The sequence below is a fragment of the Streptomyces sp. NPDC055013 genome, assembly GCF_053608645.1.
The window spans coordinates 224356-243860 of sequence record NZ_JBSGVW010000005.1 but is presented as its reverse complement, the minus strand read 5'-3'; the positions used below and the strand labels follow the sequence as shown (position 1 = coordinate 243860).

Annotated in this window: 15 protein-coding genes; 8 read left to right on the top strand and 7 right to left on the bottom strand. The window is 71.1% G+C overall.

Annotated elements, in window-relative coordinates; translation table 11 throughout:
* The coding region (locus tag ACWGDB_RS09180) for a D-alanyl-D-alanine carboxypeptidase (protein ID WP_453821847.1) at positions 1-2318 on the top strand (2318 nt) is incomplete at its 5' end.
* 197 nt (positions 2319-2515) lie between these two features.
* Positions 2516-4372 (top strand): MFS transporter, encoded by a 1857-nt coding sequence (locus ACWGDB_RS09175; protein WP_453821846.1) that lies wholly within the window; start codon positions 2516-2518, stop codon positions 4370-4372.
* 14 nt (positions 4373-4386) lie between these two features.
* Here ACWGDB_RS09175 and ACWGDB_RS09170 read toward each other — a convergent pair whose 3' ends face one another.
* Entirely contained in the window at positions 4387-5226 is an 840-nt protein-coding gene (locus tag ACWGDB_RS09170; protein ID WP_453821845.1) for a hypothetical protein, read from the bottom strand.
* Positions 5227-5319: 93 nt separating this feature from the next.
* On the opposite strand from ACWGDB_RS09170, the gene ACWGDB_RS09165 reads away from it, so the two are divergent.
* Both ACWGDB_RS09165 and ACWGDB_RS09160 read left to right on the top strand, forming a co-directional pair.
* Positions 5320-6105 carry an SDR family oxidoreductase gene (locus ACWGDB_RS09165; protein WP_453821844.1) on the top strand — a complete coding sequence of 262 codons (786 nt, stop codon included), beginning with the start codon at positions 5320-5322 and terminating at the stop codon, positions 6103-6105.
* 126 nt (positions 6106-6231) lie between these two features.
* The gene (locus tag ACWGDB_RS09160; RefSeq protein ID WP_453821843.1) at positions 6232-7806 is read left to right on the top strand and encodes a sodium:solute symporter family protein; all 1575 of its coding nucleotides are present in this window, start codon (positions 6232-6234) and stop codon (positions 7804-7806) included.
* A 279-nt stretch (positions 7807-8085) separates the two neighbouring features.
* On the opposite strand, the gene ACWGDB_RS09155 is transcribed toward ACWGDB_RS09160, so the two are convergent.
* The 3 genes from ACWGDB_RS09155 to ACWGDB_RS09145 form a co-directional block, all read right to left on the bottom strand.
* Positions 8086-9201, bottom strand: a complete 1116-nt coding sequence (locus ACWGDB_RS09155; protein ID WP_453821842.1) for an ADP-ribosylglycohydrolase family protein — start codon at positions 9199-9201, stop codon at positions 8086-8088.
* Positions 9202-9375: 174 nt separating this feature from the next.
* Positions 9376-10146 carry a helix-turn-helix domain-containing protein gene (locus ACWGDB_RS09150; RefSeq protein WP_453821841.1) on the bottom strand — a complete coding sequence of 257 codons (771 nt, stop codon included), beginning with the start codon at positions 10144-10146 and terminating at the stop codon, positions 9376-9378.
* Positions 10147-10481: 335 nt separating this feature from the next.
* Entirely contained in the window at positions 10482-10922 is a 441-nt protein-coding gene (locus ACWGDB_RS09145) for an ATP-binding protein (protein ID WP_453821840.1), read from the bottom strand.
* 114 nt (positions 10923-11036) lie between these two features.
* On the opposite strand from ACWGDB_RS09145, the gene ACWGDB_RS09140 reads away from it, so the two are divergent.
* From ACWGDB_RS09140 to ACWGDB_RS09130, 3 genes are read left to right on the top strand one after another with little or no spacing between them, the layout of a single operon-like run.
* Positions 11037-11849 (top strand): helix-turn-helix domain-containing protein, encoded by an 813-nt coding sequence (locus ACWGDB_RS09140; protein WP_453821839.1) that lies wholly within the window; start codon positions 11037-11039, stop codon positions 11847-11849.
* Positions 11846-12037 (top strand): DUF397 domain-containing protein, encoded by a 192-nt coding sequence (locus ACWGDB_RS09135; RefSeq protein WP_453821838.1) that lies wholly within the window; start codon positions 11846-11848, stop codon positions 12035-12037. The genes ACWGDB_RS09140 and ACWGDB_RS09135 overlap by 4 nt, the downstream gene beginning before the upstream one ends.
* Positions 12034-12669, top strand: coding sequence for a class I SAM-dependent methyltransferase (locus ACWGDB_RS09130; RefSeq protein WP_453821837.1), 636 nt, complete (start codon positions 12034-12036; stop codon positions 12667-12669). Before ACWGDB_RS09135 ends, ACWGDB_RS09130 begins: the two co-directional genes overlap by 4 nt.
* Here ACWGDB_RS09130 and ACWGDB_RS09125 read toward each other — a convergent pair.
* Positions 12605-15601: a tetratricopeptide repeat protein gene (locus tag ACWGDB_RS09125; protein ID WP_453821954.1), complete on the bottom strand. Its 2997-nt coding sequence runs from the start codon at positions 15599-15601 to the stop codon at positions 12605-12607. The two genes, ACWGDB_RS09130 and ACWGDB_RS09125, sit on opposite strands and share 65 nt — an antisense overlap.
* 109 nt (positions 15602-15710) lie before the next feature.
* Between ACWGDB_RS09125 and ACWGDB_RS09120 the strand changes: the two genes are divergently transcribed.
* The gene (locus ACWGDB_RS09120; protein ID WP_453821836.1) at positions 15711-16220 is read left to right on the top strand and encodes a DUF2165 domain-containing protein; all 510 of its coding nucleotides are present in this window, start codon (positions 15711-15713) and stop codon (positions 16218-16220) included.
* A 12-nt stretch (positions 16221-16232) separates the two neighbouring features.
* Here the strand turns inward: ACWGDB_RS09120 and ACWGDB_RS09115 are convergent, their stop codons facing one another.
* Positions 16233-16784 (bottom strand): hypothetical protein, encoded by a 552-nt coding sequence (locus ACWGDB_RS09115; protein WP_453821835.1) that lies wholly within the window; start codon positions 16782-16784, stop codon positions 16233-16235.
* 91 nt (positions 16785-16875) lie between these two features.
* Positions 16876-19488 (bottom strand): bifunctional FO biosynthesis protein CofGH, encoded by a 2613-nt coding sequence (locus ACWGDB_RS09110; RefSeq protein ID WP_453821834.1) that lies wholly within the window; start codon positions 19486-19488, stop codon positions 16876-16878.
* Positions 19489-19505 lie beyond the last annotated feature (17 nt).

Here is a 19505-nt window from a genome sequence, read left to right as displayed (position 1 = left end):
AGGACACGGACGCTACGGCTGACAGCGCCGAGAGCGAAGACTCCGCGGCGGACAGCGCCGAGAGCGCGGGCACCGCCGCCGACGACGCCGAGAGCGGGAACGCCGCCGCGGACAGCACCGAGGGCGCGGACGCTCGGGCCAACGACGCCGAGGACACGGACGCTACGGCTGACAGCGCCGAGAGCGAAGACTCCGCGGCGGACAGCGCCGAGAGCGCGGGCACCGCCGCCGACGACGCCGAGAGCGAAGACGCCACGGCTGACGACGTCGAGGGCACGGACACCGTGGCCGACAGCGCCGAGAGCGCGGACGCTGCGGCCGACGACGCCCGTGAGGCGGGGTCGGTGGTCGGGACCGCGGAGGCGGAGAGCGAGTCCTCGACCGCCGAGGATGCGGAGCCCGCGGTCGGGAAGGGCGCGGGGAGCGCGGAGGACGTCTCCGAGAGCGCCGACGCGACGGACGCCGATGGCACGCCGCCCGCCGAGGGTGACGATCGGCTGAGGGCGGCTGTGGCGGCTTGGGTGGCCTCCTCGGACGACGACGAGGCCGAGGCCGAGGGCGAGGGCGAGGACAAGGGCGCCGCAGGCGATTCGGGTGAGCCCTCCGAGGCTGCCGACGCCGCTGACGCCGACTCGGTGGACTCCCCCGAGGCCGCCGACGGCGAGGACGCCCCCCAGGGGCCACCCGCAGCCGACGACGAGAGCCGCACGGGGGGTGCGGGTGGCAGCACGAAGGCCGAAGGCGAAGCCGAGGCCAAGGCCGTCGATCAACCCACCGCCATCTTCAAGACCGTACGCCCCGCCAAGCAGCCCGCGGTGGACCAGCCCACCACCACGCTGAAGGCCCCCGCCCCGGAGACCCCCTCCGAGCGCACCAGCAAGTTCGTCGCACTCAAGCCCGACATCAGGCCGGAAGCCCCCAAGGCCCCGGCACCGGTGCCGGCACCGGCCCCAACCCCGGAAACGCCGAAGGCCCCCGCTCCTGACGCCACCGCCGTGGTCCCCCAGATCGGTCCCGAGCGCACCACCCAGCAACCCCTGCCCCCCAGGCCCCCGCTGGACCTGCTCGCCGAGCTGACGAACACGCCTCCGCCCCCGGACACCCCGGTCCGCACGGCCATCCGGCGGGTCAAGATCTGGACCCCGCTGGTCCTGCTGCTCGCGATCGTCTTCGCGGTCGTGCAGAACGTGCGCCCGCTCCCGGCCCCCACCCTCGACCTCACCGCGAAGGACAGCTACACCTTCGACGGCAGCAAGGTCGACATCCCCTGGCCCACCGCGGGCCAGGCCGCGCTGGACGTCGACGGCATCGGCAGCTTCGGCTCCTCCGGCGACCAGAAGCCCGTCCCGATCGCCAGTGTCGCCAAGGTCATGACCGCGTACGTCATCCTCCGTGACCGCCCCCTCAAGAGCGGCGACGATGGTCCGAAGATCGAGATCGACCAGGCCGCCGAGGACCAGTCGGACGCCGGCCAGGAGTCCACCGTCGGCGTGACCGCCGGCGACAAGATCTCCCAGCGCGAGGCCCTGGAGAGCATTCTGATCGCATCCGCGAACAACGTGGCCCGTCTGCTGGCCCGTTGGGACGCCGGTTCGGAGAAGGCGTTCGTCGAGAAGATGAACGCCGCCGCCGAGGACCTCGGCATGACGAACACGACGTACACCGACCCGTCCGGGCTCAACAACACCACCGTGAGCACGGCCGTGGACCAGGTGAAGCTGGCCAAGGCGGCCATGAAGTTCCCCGCCTTCCGCGAGGTCGCCGCGATGATGTCGTACGACGACTACAAGGGGAAGAACCACGGCAACTGGAACCAGTTGGTCGGCAGGAACAACGTCGTCGGCATCAAGACCGGCACCACCACCTCCGCCCTCGGCAACCTCGTGTTCGCCGCGAAGAAGGAGATCGGCGGCGAGACCCGCACCATCGTCGGCGCCGTGGTGCGCCAGCCCGACACGGGCAGCGGCATCCTCGCCGCCGCTCTCGACTCGGGCGACAAGCTCATCCGCGCCGCGCAGGACACGCTGGAGTCGGCGACGATCCTGAAGAAGGGAGACGTCGTCGGGTACGTCGACGACGGCCTCGGCGGCCGCACCCCGGTCGTCGCCACCAAGGACGTCACGGCGGTCGGCTGGTCGGGCCTGAAGGTGAAGCTGACCTTCGCCTCCGACCCCGTACCGCACACCGCGACGGCCGGCACCAAGGTGGGCACGCTCACCGTGGGTGACGGCAGCAGCGGCGCGGTCAAGATCCCGGTCGCCCTCCAGTCGGAGCTCACCGAACCGGGCTTCACGGACAGGCTGACCCGCATCGCCTGACCCGGGGGCGGCATCACGGCACCCTGACGCAGCCCGCCGACAGCGACTGTCGGCGGGCTGCGTGCTAGCGTCACGAATCGGGCAGGTCGCCGCCCACAAGGCGCGGTCGGGGAACCTTCGGGGACAAGGCCGACAACGCGCGGGAAACGGGACGCGGCCAGAACAGAAGACGGGACAGTACGGGGAGTGCCTCACACGTGGCCACTGCGGAGCCGACACGCGCCGACGACGCCGATCCGGGACCGGGAGCCGGTCCGCGAATACGCGTACCCGCGCCACGCTCGGGAGATGGTCCGAGGGGCACGGAGGACAGACCGCCCTCGCGTCTGACCGCGGCCTTCCTCACCCTGCGTGAGCGCCTGCTGCGCCGCCCGGTGCTGTCGATCACGGCCCTGGCCGGGCTCCTCCACATCATCTGGTTCTTCACGTTCGCAAGCAGCGGGGGCGACCTCGCGGCCCAGGACGCGTGGGCGGAGTTCGTCGGCCGGCATCCGGACTCGGCGTACAACCTGGCCTGGTACGGCGGTATGCACCCGGTGTCGTACAGCGTGGTGTCGCCGTATCTGATGTCGGTGCTCGGTGTCCGTACGACGATGATGATCGCGGGGACGATCTCCGCGGGTCTGCTGACGCTGGTCCTGCTGCGCAGCCGGTCGGTGCGCAATCCGCTGTGGGCCTCGTTCGCCGGGGTCCTCGGGCTGATCGCCAACGCGATCTCCGGGCGGGTGACGTACGGGCTCGGCACGATGTTCGCGCTGGGCGCGGTCGCCGTCGTGTTCTGCTGGCCGTACCGCTGGCGCTACAAGCGCTGGGCGAAGGCGCTGTGCGCGGCGCCGCTGGCCGCGCTCGCGACCATGTCGTCACCGGTCGCGGGGCTGTTCGTGGGCTTCGTGGCGGTGGCGCTGTTCCTGCAGAAGCGGCGGCCGGGCGCCTGGGCGCTGGGGCTGGCGCCGGCGGCCGTGGTCGCGGTGTCGGCGTGGCTGTTCCCCTTCTCGGGCACCCAGCCGATGGTGATCGGCTCGGTGCTGCTGCCGCTGCTGTTCGCCGTCGTCACCTTCGTCCTCGTGCCCGAGGACTGGAAGACGGTCCGGCTGGTGTCCGCGGTCTACGGTCTCGCGGTCGTGCTGGTCTGGGTGGTCAGCTCTCAGATCGGCTCCAACATCACGCGCCTGGCGATGCTGTTCGCGGGGACGGCCCTGGTGGCCGTGCTGCCCTACACGGTGCCGCGCTCACGCAAGTGGTACACGGCCGTGCTGGCCCTGCTCACCTTCGCCGGGTGGATCGGCTACAAGACCGTCGACGACATCATCCACGCCGCTCCCGCCGCCTCCTGGGCACGCGAGCTGGCGCCGCTGGTCAACGAGCTCCAGGAGGTCGGCGCCGAGAAGGGCCGGGTGGAGGTCGTGCCGGCCCGCTCGCACCGCGAGGCGTCCGCGCTCGCGCCGTACGTCAATCTGGCCCGCGGCTGGAACCGCCAGGCCGACATGGAGCGCAACCCGCTCTTCTACGACGACACCCTCAACTCCGCGAACTACCGCGAGTGGCTCAAGCGCTGGGCCGTGCACTACGTGGTGCTGCCCAAGGACGAGCCGGACGGCTCGGGGGCGGAGCGGGAGCGGGAGCTGGTGCAGCGTGGGCTGCCGTATCTGAAGCAGGTGTGGGGCGACGCCAACTGGCAGCTGTTCGAGGTGACCGCCCCGGCGCCGCTCGCCGAGCCGAACACCGTCGTCGAGCGGGCCGAGCAGGGCGAGATGACGATGCGGGTGAGCAAGCCGGGGCCGGTCCTCATCCGCATCCCCTACTCGCCGTGGCTGAGCCTCGTCGACGCCGACGGCAAGAAGCTCGACCCGCCGAAGGAGACGGAGGCGTCCAGGAACCGTCCCGACGACTCGCCGAAGTCGTACGACAACGTCAACGGCTGTCTGATGGAGACGGAGGAGGACGCGCGCGGCGACAAGTGGACGATGCTGCTCGCCCCGAGGGCGGGCGAGTACCGGCTCGCGGCGCCGTACGCGTTCTCGCGCGGGACGACGTGTCCGGAGGAGCTGCGCTGACCGGCTTGCGTTGATCAGCGCAGGTCGGCCACATACCGGTCGGTGCCGGGCACCGTGGGGATGAACGGCGCCACGAGTTCCACCCGCCCCAGCCCGGCCTCCTCCACCACCGCGTCCAGGCCGGTGAAGTGGTCCTCCCAGCACTCCCTCGGGTCCGCCTCCAGGAACCACAGCAGGGTCAGGCGGGTGTCGACGCCCTCGACCTGCTTGACGTACGACATGCGGTCGAGCGGCAGAGGCGTGGGCCGGAAGATCGTCACCATCGCGGTCGGGGAGCCCGCCAGGCGCTTGGGCAGGTGGCGGGAGCGCAGCCACTCCAGCAGCTCGGTGCGCCGCTCCGCTGAGTCGGCATCGATGACCTGCACCACCAGGCCCGCGTAGGGGTGGTCCAGGGCGTGGAAGTCGCGGGGGCCCGCCGCGCCGTCGCGGTACACCGTCGCCTCGTGGTCCTGGAACGCCGTGAAGACGTGGGTGCGGTCCTGGTAGACGCGGGCGTCGCGGTTGAGGCGCTTGTTGATGCCGACCGTCCAGCGCATGTGGTCGGCGTAGCGGCCGGCGGTGATCCAGTACGTGGAGATGTAGCAGCCGGCGGTGACCGGCTGGGCGATCGCCGACTTCTCCGGGTAGCGAAGGAGCTGGAGGTCCCTCGGCGCGACCCAGCGGCGGCCCGCGTACATCCACGGCATCGCCATCGCGCCGGCGTAGTAGTGGTCGTCCTCGTACCAGCGGTTGTAGGCGTACTCGTGGCCCGGGTGCGGTTCGACCATGGTGATCAGGGCGTGGCCCGGGTGGACTCCGTACGGGCCGACGGCGGCCAGTTCGGCGTACGTCTCGCTGCGGGTGTCCTCGCTCATGCCGTTCCCTTCCTTCCGGTGGCTTCCGTCCTCCCTCGGACGCCCATACTCTGACGCTCCGTCAGATAATCCGCCAGAGCCTGGGAGGCCTTGATGTCACTGCTCAACGGCAAGACCGTCGTCATCTCGGGAGTCGGCGCCGGGCTGGGCCACCAGGTCGCCGCAGCGGTCGTACGGGACGGCGGGAACGCCGTGCTCGGGGCGCGCACCGAGGCGAACCTGGCGAAGAGCGCCGGCGAGATCGATCCCGACGGGGCGCACACGGCGTACCTGGCTACCGACATCACCGACGAGCGGCAGTGCGAGGCGCTGGTCACGCTGGGGCGGGAGAGGTTCGGCGGGATCGACGGGGTGGTTCATGTGGCCGCCTGGGACTCCTACTTCGGCGGGCTGGAGGACGCCGACTTCGACACCTGGCAGTCGGTCATCGACGTCAATCTGCTGGGCTCGCTGCGGATGACGCGGGCCTGTCTGCCCGCGCTGAAGGAGTGCGGCGGGTCGGTGGTGTTCATCGGGACGCAGTCCGCGGTCGCCGCCCCCTCGCAGGTGCGGCAGGCGGCGTACGCGGCCTCGAAGGGGGCGCTGACGAGCGCGATGTACTCGCTGGCGCGGGAGTTGGGCCCGCACCGGATACGGGTGAACACCGTGCTGCCGGGCTGGATGTGGGGGCCGCCGGTCCAGGCCTACGTGCAGTTCACCGCGCACACGGAGGGCGTCGAGGAGTCCGAGGTGCTGGGGCGGCTGACCGGGCGGATGGCGCTGCCCGACCTCGCCACGGACGGGGATGTGGCGGACGCGGCGGTGTTCCTGGCCTCGGACAGGGCTCGGGCGATCACCGGACAGTCACTGCTGGTCAACGCAGGGGAGCTGATGCGATGAGTTCACATAGATGAACCAAGACCAGCATGCCGAATGATTTTACCTCCCCTTGACCTGTCGCCAGCTTGTCGTGTTCACGCACCAGCGCCCACGATGAGCGCCGGGCTGAACCCTGGGAGGGCGCACATGAACGGTCTCGACTGGGCCGTGCTCATCGGCTATTTCGGCGTGATGGTGGCGATCGGCATCTGGTCGCACAAGCGGGTGGACAACGTCAGTGACTTCTTCACCGCGGGCGGCAAGATGCCGTGGTGGCTGTCCGGGATCTCGCATCACATGTCCGGATACAGCGCGGTGATGTTCACCGGGTACGCGGGCATCGCCTACACCTACGGCGTCACGTCCTTCGTCACCTGGTCCTTCCCCATCGCGCTGGGCATCGCCATCGGGTCGAAGCTGTTCGCGCCGCGGATCAACCGGCTGCGGTCGCGGCTGCATGTGGCGTCTCCGCTGGAGTACCTGAAGAACCGCTACGACCTGAAGACCCAGCAGGCGCTGGCCTGGTCCGGCATGTTGCTGAAGATCGTGGACGTGGGCGCGAAGTGGGCCGCGATCGCGACCCTGTTGTCGGTGTTCACGGGTGTGTCGCTGAACCAGGGCATCCTCATCACCGGCACCATCACGGCCGTCTACTGCACCATCGGCGGCCTGTGGGCGGACGCGCTGACCGAACTCGGCCAGTTCATCATCCAGTTGCTGGCCGGCGTCGCGATGTTCATCGCGGTCATCATGGAACTGAACGACAAGGGCATCGGCTTCTTCGAAGCCTGGGACCGGCCGGAGCTCCAGGGACACGGGGAGCCGCTGGTCGGGCCGTACGGGACCGTCTTCCTGCTCGCGTTCCTCTTCATCAAGCTCTTCGAGTACAACGGCGGCATGCTCAACCAGGCCCAGCGGTACATGGCCACGGCCACCCCGCGGGAGGCCGAGCGCTCGGCGCGGCTGTCGGCGATCCTGTGGCTGGTCTGGCCGGTCGTGCTGTTCTTCCCGATGTGGATGTCGCCGCTGCTGGTCGAGTCGCAGAAGGCGGACGGCTCTGACTCGTACGGCCTGATGACCGAACAGCTGCTCCCGCACGGCCTGTTGGGCCTCGTCATCGTCGGCTTCTTCTCGCACACCATGGCCATGTGCTCCTCCGACGCCAACGCGATCGCGGCCGTGTTCACGCGGGACGTGGCGCCGGTGCTGTCGAAGCAGGCGCGGGCGTGGGGTGAGCGGTCCGGCCTGATCGCGGCGCGGGTGACCACGGTCGTCTTCCTCGGCCTGTCGATGGCGGTGGCGACCCAGGTCAACTCCCCCACCTTCAAGGACATCATCACCGTCGTGATCAAGTGGGTCGCCGGTCTCATGGGCCCGATCGCCATCCCGATGATGCTGGGCCTGCTGCGCCAGTTCCGCCGCTCCGGCCCGACGGCGGCACTGACCAGCTGGTCGATGGGCCTGCTCGCCTTCTGGCTGGTCAACTACCCGATCAGCTGGCAGATCGAGGGCGGGGTGCCGCTCCAGTACCAGGTCTCCATCCCGCTGGCGGTCTCCCTGGTCCTGTACATCCTCATCGGCTTCATCAAGCCGGAGGACACCCCGGAGCGGATGGCGATCGTCGAGCGGATCAACACGGACGGGGACGGAGACGCTGCCGCTGCGGTGCCGGCGGATGCGGATGCGGACACGAGGGAGGACGTGGTCCGCGCCAAGGACTGAGGCCGGGGGACGGTTGGGGCAGGGCGGCCCCTCGCACGGCGACGGGCCGCCCTTGTCGTTGCCCTGGCGATCGGGGTGACCGGAGGGGCCAGGCCGTCGCCGGAGTCGAGTCGGGGGCGGACCGGAGATGGACCGGCCACAGGCCAGCACGGGCCGGAGATGCGCCGGGCACGGGGCGGACGCGCGCGCGGGACGCGGACCGGGGTGGGCGGGGTAGAGCGGGTGGGTGCGCCCCGGCGGGCGTACACCGTGGGGTCTGCCCCTGGCCTCCCGCTCCGCTCAGCCGCGCGGGTACCTCGCCAGCCACCCCGGGGACGCTCCCGCCGGGCTGTGCAGTGCTGGGCCCTGGGTCATTTCCATGGCGAAGTCGTCGGCGAGTTCGAGGATGGTGGGGCGGCCCTCCAGTTCGGCGAGCCAGGCCGGGGGGAGGGCCGTTTCGCCGTGGAGGGCGCCGAGGAGGCCGCCGGTGAGGGCGGCCGCGGCGGCGGAGGGGCCGTCGTGGTTGACGGCGAGGCAGAGGCCGTGGCGGACGTCCTCGCCGACCAGGGCGCAGTACACGGCGGCCGCGAGCAGCCCGTCCGCCGAGCCGTCGGCCGCGAGTTCCTCCACCCGGGCCGGGGTGGGCATGCCCTGCCGTACGGCACCCAGCGCGTGCTGCAGCGCGTCCGACACGGGCTCGTGCCCGGGCCGCACGGCCAGCAGGGCCAGCGCCCGCTGCACGGCCCCGTCGAGGCTCTCCCCGGAGGCGAGCGCATGCACGATCACCGCGTACGCGCCCGCCGACAGGTAGGCGACGGGGTGGCCGTGGGTCTGCGCCGCGCACTCCACGGCGAGCTGGACGACGAGCTGCGGCTCCCAGCCGACCAGCAGCCCGAAGGGCGCGGAGCGTGCGGTGGCCTCGGGCCCGAGCTCGGTGGCGTTCTTGGGCGCCTCCAAGGTGCCCATGGCCTCGTCACCGAGGCCGATCAGAAGCGCGCGGGTGGGATCGCGGCGGGCGTACAGCCACTCCTCGCGGGCCAGCCAGCCGTCGTCCTTGCGGCGCTCGTCGGGCCCCCAGTCGTGTTGCGTGGCGGCCCACCGCAGATACGCCCGGTGCAGATCGGTCGGCGGATGCCAGGCGCCGGTGTCTCGCCGGACCTGCGCCCTGATCAGCCCGTCCACGCTGAACAGCGTGAGCTGCGTGAGATGCGTCACGGCACCGCGCCGCCCGTACCCGAACCCCAGATCGAGGAGCCCCTCGGCACCGTACTGCTCCCGGATCTCCTCAAGGCCCAGGCCGTCGACCGGCGCCCCGAGGGCATCCCCGACGGCCACGCCGAGCAGCGTGCCGCGCACCCGGCTGCGGAAGTCCTGCTGCTCGGTACGGCCCCAGACGGCGCCGGCTATCGCACCCATCAGGACCTCCCCGTTGCAGCGACCGTGTGTACGACGGCTCGACACTGTAATCGACCGGGGACGGTCGGTTCACGGGGTGGATCGGAATGCGGAATGTGCCCGAGGTGGACCGAAGTGATCCGGAGTGGTCCGGAGTGATCGGCTATGCCCCGTACAGGGCTCCCGTCCGACTCTCTACGCCGCCACACCTACCGGACGGCAGTCCCGGCAGCGGCCCGGGCCCGGTGAACGGAACGCCCGGTCGCATCCCTCGCAGTTCTGGAGGGGGTCGGGGCGGGCGGCCTCGAACCCCGGCTCGGGTTCGAACCGTGGGGGCAGTAGGGCGGTGAGGCGGTGGGCCAGGAAGCGCGACGGATGACGTACACCTTCCGGGGGCAGTCCCGCCGAGAGTGTTCGCTGTACGTCGTCGGGGGCAACGCCTCGGTCCAGCCAGGTGACCACGGCGGGGGCAAGGCGGCGTACGTCGGGCTCGGCGAGGTGGAGACGGGGGTCGCGGGTTCGCAGGCCCGCGAGGACATTGCGCGCGGTGCGGTGGGCGGGCAGCTCGGAGGTGTCCGGCACGGCGAGCGGTTCGGTCCGGACTGGGCCGGGTTGTTCCGGCTCCTTGAGATCGGGGGCCGGTTCGCGGCGCATCGCGGGGGTCGTACGGCCCGACGTACGGGCCTGGGGCTTGTTGTACGAGGTCGTACGCGTCACGATCCGCCCCGACGACAGGCGCTCCTTGGTGCGGGCCAGGTACCCGTGCGTCTCCAGCTCTCGCAGGGCCGAGGCGATACGCGTCTCACCTTCGGGGAACTTGGTCGCGAGGACCTTGATGCCGACGAGGCTTCCGGTAGGGAGCGACTGGATGTGGACGGCGAGTCCGATGGCCGTCAGGGACAGCTCGGAGTGCTGTGCCAGATGGTTTCCTACGACGGTGAACTCCTGGTCATGGCTTTCGTCCATGTGGGCAACTCCGAGTGAGGAACGGGCGGGCCGGAGGCGTGCGTGCGCGCTAGGGTGCTTCTCAGTCATCGGGAAGGCCTTTTCTTCCTGGGTGATCAGGCCCTCGTTCGGGATTGCAGTCCCGGCGGGGGCCGTTTTGTTGTGTGCGGTTGTTCGTCGAGTTGGTGTGCGGTTGTCTGCCGAGATCGACGCTGCCTGACCAATTCGCCGACACGCCAGCGGAATGGGCAGTGATCACCCGACCGGGTGACCAGGGGTGCGGTGGTCGACGGGCCGGGTGGGGCGGGGTTGGTTCTTTCCCCGGTTCTTTGTCTTTGGCGTCGGGCGTGGCCGGGTCATCGGTCCACGCGATCCGGAGCCGGACTCACTTCCGCCCAGACCGTCTTGCAGTTCGCCGGCGCCTCATCGACGCCCCAACGGTCGGCGTACGCCGCGACGATCCGCAGACCGCGCCCCGATTCCACATCGTGGTCCGCCGGGTCCGACATCTGCACGAGCCGGTCACCCCGGGCGTCGGTCACCTCGATACGGAGAGTGCCGTCGGTGTGCAGCTTCAGCCTGAGCCGGAAGTCCCGCCCCGGGACGCGGCCGTGGAGTACGGCGTTCGACGCCAGCTCGGCCACGACGTGCACCGCACCCTCGAACGGAACACCCCAGTCGTCCAGTTGGCGCTCGGTGAGCAGGCGCGCGAGTCGAGCACCTCTTCGAGTCGCGGACAGCTGAACCGTGAAGTGGTGGGTGGGGCGGGTGACTTGGGCGAGGGGTTTCTGGCTCATGTCACCCAGCGTGGCGAACCGACTCCTACGCTGAACAGCAATGGCCTCCGTACGGAGCGTGACTGTACGGATGGCCGACGGGGTCGTACGGCTCGTACGCCGGGAGGGGAAGACGTGGAGGACGAGGAGGCCGAGGCCGTTCTCAGGACGGTCGGACGCCAGATCAGGATGTGGCGCGAGGCCGCCGGGATGACCCAGGCCGAACTGGGCACCGCCATCGGGTATGGCGAGGAGATGGTCTCGTCGGTGGAGCGGGGGCGGCGGATTCCCAAGCCTGATTTCCTGGACAAGGCCGATGAGGTGCTGGGGGCGGGCGGGAAGCTCTCGGCGATGAAGGCGGATGTGGAGAGGGCCCGGTATCCGAAGAAGGTTCGGGATCTGGCCAAGCTGGAGGACGGGGCGGTTGAGTTGGGCGCCTACGCCGCCCTCCACGTCCATGGGCTGCTTCAGACCCCTGAGTACGCGCAGGCGTTGTACGAGATGCGGCGTCCCGCGTACACGGAGGAGGAAGTCGACCGTCTGGTCGCCGCCCGTATGGCCAGGAAGGCCGTCTTCGAGCGGACGCCGCGTCCACAGATCACCTTTGTCCAGGAAGAGGCGACGCTGCGGCGGCCCGTCGGGGGCAGAATGGTGTTGCGACGGCAACTCGAACACCTGTTGGAGATCAGCGCGTTGAGGCACGTCGCGATTCAGATCATGCCCACGGACTGCGAGGACCACGCGGGCATGGGTGGCTCGCTTCAGCTGTTGAAACTCCGGGACGGAAAGACACTGGGGCACTCCGAGGCGCAGTTGCACAGCCGCCTGATCAGTGATCCCCGGGACGTTCAGATCCTGGAAATGCGCTATGGAATGATCCGGTCGCAGGCCCTGACGCCCCGAGAGTCACGGGCCTTCATCGAGAAAGCCCTGGGAGACGAGACATGACCCGCGCCCTGGAATGGTTCAAGAGCAGCTACAGCAGCAACGACGGACCGGAATGCGTCGAGGTCGCCATATCCCCCGCCGACGCCGCCGTCCACGTCCGCGACTCGAAGAACAAGGACGGCGCACGGCTCGCATTCGAAGCGAGTTCCTGGGTGGAGTTCATCGACGGCATGAGCACGATGCCGTGACCGAGGAGTCTCAGGCACAGCGTGCCGCCGCCGTCTTCGACGCGCTGGGACTCGCCTACGAGAGGGCGTTCGCGGGCTCGGAGACGCACCGGGCGTCGTTGGCGTGGCTGGCCGGGCGGCTGGGACCGGGCAGCCGGGTGCTGGACGTCGGTAGCGGGACCGGGCGCCCCACGGCCGAGACGCTCGCCGCGGCGGGCCATGGCGTGCTGGGGATCGACGCGTCTCCCGTCATGGTGGACCTCGCCGCCCGGCAGGTGCCCGACGCCGCCTTTCAGCACGCCGACATCCACCAAGTCCCGTTCCAGGACGGTGCGTTCGACGCGGTCTGCGTGTACTTCTCCCTGCTGCAGATGTCCCGCGCCACGCAGGAGACTCTCGTGCGGCGGCTGGCACGGGCGCTGAGAGCGGGAGGCAGCATGGTGCTGGCGACCGTGCCGGCGGACGTGGAGGACGTCGAGGTCGTCTTCATGGGGCAGAAGGTGCGGGCGACCAGCTTCGCGGCCGAGGACTTCACCGACATGGTCGCCGCGGCGGGACTGACGGTGCTGTCCGCGGAGACCGTACTGTTCACGCCTGACCATCCCGGTGCCGGGCACGAGCCTCATCTGTTCCTGCGCTGCGTGCGGGAGTAGCCGCTTCGGCCGCCAGATGGCGGAGAACGGCGGCCCGCTGATCCGCGGCCCAGGTGTACGACGGGTTGGCTGCCAGCACCCGGTCCAGATCGGCGAGGGCCTCCTCGTGGCGGCCCAGGTTCGCCAGCGAGGCGCCTCGGCTCGCGCGGGCGGAGTTGTAGTCGGGTTCCCGGGCGAGCGCGTGGTCGTAGTCGGCGAGGGCGTCCTCGTCGCGGCCGGCGGCGCGCAGGGCGTCACCGCGCTCGCAGCGGACCCAGGCCCAGTCGGGGTCCACCGCCACGGCCCGGTCGAGGTCGGCCAGTTGTCGTACGGGGTCACCGAAGGCTCGGTACACCCGGGCCCGGCGCATCAGGGCCCAGGAGTAGTCCGGCTTCAGCCGAACGGCACCGTCGAGGTCCGCGAGCGCCTCGTCGAGACCTTCGCGACTGAGCCGGGTGGCACCGCGGGAGGCCAGGGCGAAGGCGTCGGCAGGGTTGAGTTCGAGGGCCCGGTCCAGGTCGCTGATCGCCTCGTCGTGGCGCCCCAGGACGCGGTGGTACTCCCCACGTAGGGCGAGGCTGCGGGGGTCGTCCGGGACCAGTTCGAGGGCCCGGTTCAGGAGGGCGACGGCCGCACGCCGGTCGCCGGCGAGGTCGTGGGCGATGGCGCGGGCGCGGTAGGCACGGGCCGCCACGACGGGGTCCAGCGCGACCCGCCAGCCGGCATCGGCCGACGCGTCCTGCCACGGGGTAACGGGCGAGGTCACGGCCTGCGGCACCTCATGGGCAGGCTGATCCTGCGATACGGCCTGCGGCCCCCCTGTGCGCTCATCCTGCGGCTCGTCCCACGACGGCTGGGCGTGGTAGTCCAACGGTTCGGCCTGCGCCCACTCGGCGTCCTGATCTTGCGGTTCGTCCGGCGACGGCTGGGTGCGGTGGTCCTGCGCTGCGCCCAGCGACGGCTGAGCCCCCTGACTCTGCGCCCCTTCACCCCGCTCCCCCGACGGCTCGACCCGCCACGCGCTCGCGTCCTCGCCCGGCACCCCGACCCGCGTCCCCGGCGGCTCGGCCCGCCACGGGTTCGCGCCCTCACCCGGCGAGGCGGGCTGTTGCGTCTCGTGGGACTGGGTGTCGGCCGAAGTGCTCGGCCGGGTGGTGGCCGTGTCGGTCGGGGTGGGGTGACTCCTGGCCCGCCGGTTCCACGCGGGGACCCCGCCCGCGGCGCCCGGCGGGGATGCCGACATGTCCCGCCCGACAGCCCCCGCGCCACTCCACCCGTAGACCCCGGTGGCAGCCCCCGCGCCGTACCCCGTCCCGACCGCCCCCGCCCCCGCCCCCGCGGGCACCGGCATCCGCTCGAAGCCCGTCGCACGCAGCACCAGTTCGAGGGCCGCGGGCGTCCCGCCGTTGCCGAGGGCCGTCGCGAGCCGCCGGCCCCACTGGGACACCGCCCGGGTCTCGGCGTCCGATCCGGCCTCCACCAGGACACGAGCCCACCGCTCGGCGACGGACTCACCTTGCTCGCAGGCATCGACGACATCGCCGAGGACGCTCGTCAGCGCCGCCCGCTCCCCGGCGCACAGCAAGTGGTACAGCTCCGCCAGCCGAAGCTCCCGCCACGCCTCGTCCGCCCACAGCTCCTCGGCGTCCCGTCCGGCTTCCGCCTCGGCCCGCCATTCCCGGAACACGGCGGCGAGCGCCAGCTGCCGGGCCGCCCAGGTGCGGGGCGCCTCCTGACGCTGCAACCGCAGCATCGGCGCCCGTACGACGTCGTGGTACCGGACCCGGCCGCCCCGCTCGCTGACGAACGGCAGACCACGCAACCACGCGTACAGTCCGTCCAGTTCGGGACCGGAGTCGCCCACGACCGCCCGGAACACATCCGCGTCCAGCCGCCGGGGCAGCGCGCACGCCAGCGCGACCGACCGCTGCACCGCGTCCTCCGCCCGCTTCAGGAACCACTCGACGGCCGTGGCGCTGGGGTCCCGCACGTCGGCCGGATCGGTGGGGCGGCTCTCCGCGAGGGTCGACACAAGCACCGGCAGACCACCGGTCAGGCGCAGCACCTCCCCCACCACGGGCTCGGCCACCACTCCCCTGCCCGCGAGCAGGTCCCGCGTCTCCGCCTCCGTGAACGGCAGGAGCGGCACGTCGGTCATGAAGTCGCCGAAGCCGCCCCAGCGAGTGGCGTCGAAGGGGAGTTGGCCTGCCGTCACCACGACGACCGTGGCCGGGAGCGGGCCGTACAGGTCCGAGGTCATCACGGCGTGCAGCCACGCGTCGAGGAACCGGCCGGTGCGCTCGTAGGTGTCGAGGAACAGGACGATCCACGGCACGGCGGAGGCGGCCTGGGCGAGCTCCTCCAGCAGCACCGGAGTGAGCACGCTCTCGGGCGCGAGGACGAGCCGGGCGTCCTCGTGAGTGCGGAAGCGGGCACCGAGTCCGGAGCGCAACCGGTCGGCGCCCTGGGCCAGTTGTGCCGCGTCGACCACCCCGGTGAACGCGCCGACACCCGGCACCATGCCCAGTCCCACCAGGCCGGCCCGCGCCACCGCCATGCTGCCCGCCGAGGGCGCCGGCGGCTCGGACGGCGGCGCGGTGATCGCCGCCAGCTCCGCCTCGTGCCTGCGCTCCCGATGTGCGGCCAGCAGCCGGTCCAGGTCCTTCAACCGCCTGCCCTGCGCGGCGAACTGGCGGCTCATCGCCTCCAGCGCCTCCGGCACGCTTCCCGCGCTCTCGTCCACGAACGCGGTCAAGGCACCCCGATCCCGGGCGACTTGCTCCAGTTCGCGGAGCAGGAAGGACTTACCGACTCCCGCGTTCCCGTGCACGTGGAAGAGGAACCGGTGCCGCTCGTCCTCCGGCGGGATGTCCAAGTTGGCCCGGAAGGCCGCGCGTTCGGCACCGCGGCCCACGAATCCGGCACGACTGCGCCGGCCGATCAGCTCCTGCATCGACGGCCGCGCCTGTCCCACGCGTGGATCCTCCCGCTCGGCTGCCCTACGCCATCATTCTGGCTCAATGCCTATGGAGCACAGGGCCTCCACAGGGAAGATGACCATCATGTCAACGACACCCCCACGCACCTCACTCCACCTCGCGGCCACCCTCCTCACCGCGACCGTCGCTCTCTACACGGCCCTCGTCGCCTTCGGGAACATCACCGACTTCGGGACCAACCAGCAGTTCGTGCGGCACGTCCTGGCGATGGATACGACGTTCAAGGACGAGGACCTGATGTGGAGAGCCATCACCAGCAAGGGTCTTCAGGACGCGGCGTACGTCGCGATCATCGTCTGGGAGACCGTCGCCGCACTCGTCCTCATATACGGCACCTGGCTGTGGTTCCGCCGCGACGACCTGAGTGCCCGGCGCTTCTCCACCTACGGTCTGCTGATGCTGATGCTGCTGTTCGGCGGCGGGTTCATCGCGATCGGCGGGGAGTGGTTCTCGATGTGGCAGTCGGCGGACTGGAACGGCCTCGACGCGGCGACGCGGGTGTTCCTGCTGAGCGGGATCGTGCTGCTGGTGGTCAACCTGGCATGCGGCAAGGAGAAGTCCGGCACCACCTGACGAGGGCCGCCGCTACTTGACCACGACCACCGTCGTGCCCGTCTCCCCGAACGTCCACAACGCCGCCCCGTCCGCCGCGCGCATCCGGACCCCGCCGGTCTGTTTGCCCGCGGCGGGCGGGGGCGAGGAGCCGTCGACGGCGTTGGAGAAGGCTATGGAGATGCCGGACTTCGCGGCGAAGTAGATGATGTTCTCGATCTGCACGCCGTCCGAGCCCGTGGTGGCCTCGTTGCGCGAGGACACCGTGTAGCTGCCGGGGTCCGGGTTCACGGTGCCCGGCCAGACGGTGAAGGTACGGCGGCTCGCGTCGCTCGCGTCGACCAGCCAGACCCGCTTCTCGGCGAGGGAGTAGACGACCCGGCGTCCGGTGCCCGAGCCGTCCGGTACGGCGGCGGGCGCGGCGGACTTCGTCGGGGCGGGACTGGCCCCCGCCGGCGCCGACGCGCTCGGGCGGGCCGCCGCGGCCGTCGGGTGCGGCCCCTTGTCGGCCTGCATGGCGAGGACGGTGACGGCGGCTATCGCGCCCACCGTCAGACCGGTCACCCAGACCTTGGGAGCAGGCACGGGCACGCATCTCCTCAGCTACGGAAACCCCTCCAGCGGGGGTCGGATCATCGTACCGACCCCCGCGGCACGGTCCTGTGCCGTCTCCGTCTCAGTCCAGCACGGGCAACAGCTCCGGCAGGTGCCCGTCCGAGGCCGCCGCCGCCCGCTGCCGTTCCTGCGACACCTCGCCGTACAGCGTGGTGCGGGGCCTGGCCGGGCGCCCGGCCGCGTCGGCGACCGCCACCAGGTCGCGTACCGACTTGTACGAGCCGTAGGACGACCCCGCCATCCGCGAGATCGTCTCCTCCATCAACGTGCCGCCCAGGTCGTTCGCGCCCGAGCGGAGCATCTCCGCCGCGCCCTCGGTGCCCAGCTTCACCCAGCTGGTCTGGATGTTGGGGATCCACGGGTGGAGCAGGAGGCGGGCCATCGCCGTGACCGCACGGTTGTCCCGCATCGTCGGGCCGGGCCTCGCGATCCCCGCCAGGTACACCGGCGCGTTGGTGTGGATGAACGGCAGCGTCACGAACTCCGTGAAGCCGCCGGTGCGCTGCTGGATGCCGGCCAGGGTGCGCAGGTGGCCGAGCCAGTGGCGGGGCTGGTCGACGTGGCCGTACATCATCGTGGACGAGGAGCGGATGCCGAGTTCGTGGGCCGTGGTGATCACTTCGATCCACGTCGCCGTCGGCAGCTTGCCCTTGGTCAGGATCCAGCGGACCTCGTCGTCGAGGATCTCGGCGGCGGTGCCGGGGACGGAGTCCAGCCCGGCTTCCCTGGCCGCCGTCAGCCACTCGCGGATGGACATGCCGGTGCGGGTGGCGCCGTTGACGACCTCCATGGGCGAGAAGGCGTGCACGTGCATGCCGGGGACCCGCTCCTTCACCGCCTTCGCGATGTCGAAGTACGCCGTCCCGGGCAGGTCCGGGTGGATGCCGCCCTGCATGCAGACCTCCACCGCGCCGACCTCCCAGGCCTGCTGGGCGCGGTCGGCGACCTGGTCCAGGGAGAGGGTGTAGGCGTCCGCGTCCGTCCTGCGCTGGGCGAAGGCACAGAAGCGGCAGCCGGTGTAGCAGACGTTGGTGAAGTTGATGTTCCGCGTGACAATGTACGTGACGTCGTCGCCGACCGCCGATTTACGGACGTCGTCGGCGACCTTGCACAACGCGTCCAGCGCCGGGCCGTCCGCGTGCAGCAGCGCCAGCGCCTCCTCGTCGGTCAGCCGGGTCGGGTCGTCGGCCGCCCTCGCCAGTGCCTGGCGCACGTCCGTGTCGATGCGCTCCGGCGCCATCCCGGGCGCCGCCGCCTCGCGCAGGGCACCCCAGTCGCCGTACACCTCGTCGAAGTCGTCGCGGCGGTCGGACGTACGGCCTTCGGTGTCGATCGTGGAGTGCAGATCCGTACGGCCGGAGGCGACGAAGACCTCCTCCGGCTCCTGCCAAGGGTGCCCCTCGACCACGGCGTCCGCACGGGCCAGGCCCGTCTCCGGGTCGGCGAGGGCCCGTACGTGCGGGCGCAGTCGCGGGTCCAGCCAGGGCTCGCCGCGCTGGACGAACTCCGGGTAGACGCAGAGGCGTTCGCGCAGTTCGAAGCCGGCCGCCGCCGAGCGCTCGGCGAGCTCCTCGATCTGCGGCCAGGGGCGCTCGGGGTTGACGTGGTCGATCGTGAGCGGTGAGACGCCGCCCCAGTCGTCGATGCCGGCGTGGATGAGGCGCTCGTACTCGGAGTCCACCAGATTGGGCGGTGCCTGGAGGCAGGCGCTCGGGCCCATGATGTGCCGGGCGACGGCGACCGTGGCGACCAGTTCGTCGAGTTCCGCGTCCGGCATGCCGCGCATCGCCGTGTCCGGCTTGGCGCGGAAGTTCTGGATGATCAGTTCCTGGATGCCGTGGTAGGCCCGGGAGACCTTCCGGAGCGCGAAGAGGGACTCGGTCCGCTCCTCGTACGACTCCCCGATCCCGATCAGGATCCCGGACGTGAAGGGGACGGAGGAACGGCCGGCGTCCTCCAGGACGCGCAGCCGGACGGCCGGCTCCTTGTCCGGGGAGCCGTGGTGCGGGCCGCCGGGCTCGGACCACAGGCGGGTCGCCGTCGTCTCCAGCATCATGCCCATGGACGGGGCGACCGGCTTCAGACGCTGGAAGTCGGTCCAGGTCATGACGCCGGGGTTGAGGTGCGGGAGCAGGCCGGTCTCCTCCAGGATGCGGATGGAGATGGCGCGGACGTAGGCGATGGTGTCGTCGTAGCCGTGCGCGTCGAGCCATTCGCGCGCCTCGGGCCAGCGGTCCTCGGGCTTGTCGCCGAGGGTGATGAGGGCTTCCTTGCAGCCGAGCGCGGCGCCCTTGCGGGCGATGTCGAGGACCTCGTCCGGCGACATGAACATCCCGTGTCCGGCGCGGCGCAGCTTGCCGGGGACGGTGACGAAGGTGCAGTAGTGGCACTTGTCCCGGCACAGCCGGGTGAGGGGGATGAAGACGCTCTTCGAGTACGTGATGACACCGGCCCGGCCCGCCGCCTCAAGGCCCGCGTCCCGCACCCGGCCGGCCGACGCGACGAGGTCGTCGAGTGCCTCGCCGCGGGCCTGGAGCAGTACGGCCGCCTCGGAGACGTCGAGGGCGACGCCGTCACGGGCGCGTTTGAGGGCGCGACGCAGGGAGTTCTCGGTCGGGCCGGTGCCGCCGGGGCGGTCGGTGGGGCCGGTTCCGGAGGTCTCGGGTGTCGTCATCCTTCGAGCATACGGTC

Bases quoted from the DNA above. Each gene is read 5' to 3' on its own strand.
- ACWGDB_RS09125 (WP_453821954.1), bottom strand. From the start codon at position 15,601: ATGCAGGAGCTGATCGGCCGGCGCAGTCGTGCCGGATTCGTGGGCCGC.
- ACWGDB_RS09110 (WP_453821834.1), bottom strand. From the start codon at position 19,488: ATGACGACACCCGAGACCTCCGGAACCGGCCCCACCGACCGCCCCGGC.
- ACWGDB_RS09150 (WP_453821841.1), bottom strand. From the start codon at position 10,146: ATGGACGAAAGCCATGACCAGGAGTTCACCGTCGTAGGAAACCATCTG.
- ACWGDB_RS09155 (WP_453821842.1), bottom strand. From the start codon at position 9,201: ATGGGTGCGATAGCCGGCGCCGTCTGGGGCCGTACCGAGCAGCAGGAC.
- ACWGDB_RS09145 (WP_453821840.1), bottom strand. From the start codon at position 10,922: ATGAGCCAGAAACCCCTCGCCCAAGTCACCCGCCCCACCCACCACTTC.
- ACWGDB_RS09120 (WP_453821836.1), top strand. From the start codon at position 15,711: ATGTCAACGACACCCCCACGCACCTCACTCCACCTCGCGGCCACCCTC.
- ACWGDB_RS09135 (WP_453821838.1), top strand. From the start codon at position 11,846: ATGACCCGCGCCCTGGAATGGTTCAAGAGCAGCTACAGCAGCAACGAC.
- ACWGDB_RS09165 (WP_453821844.1), top strand. From the start codon at position 5,320: ATGTCACTGCTCAACGGCAAGACCGTCGTCATCTCGGGAGTCGGCGCC.
- ACWGDB_RS09170 (WP_453821845.1), bottom strand. From the start codon at position 5,226: ATGAGCGAGGACACCCGCAGCGAGACGTACGCCGAACTGGCCGCCGTC.
- ACWGDB_RS09160 (WP_453821843.1), top strand. From the start codon at position 6,232: ATGAACGGTCTCGACTGGGCCGTGCTCATCGGCTATTTCGGCGTGATG.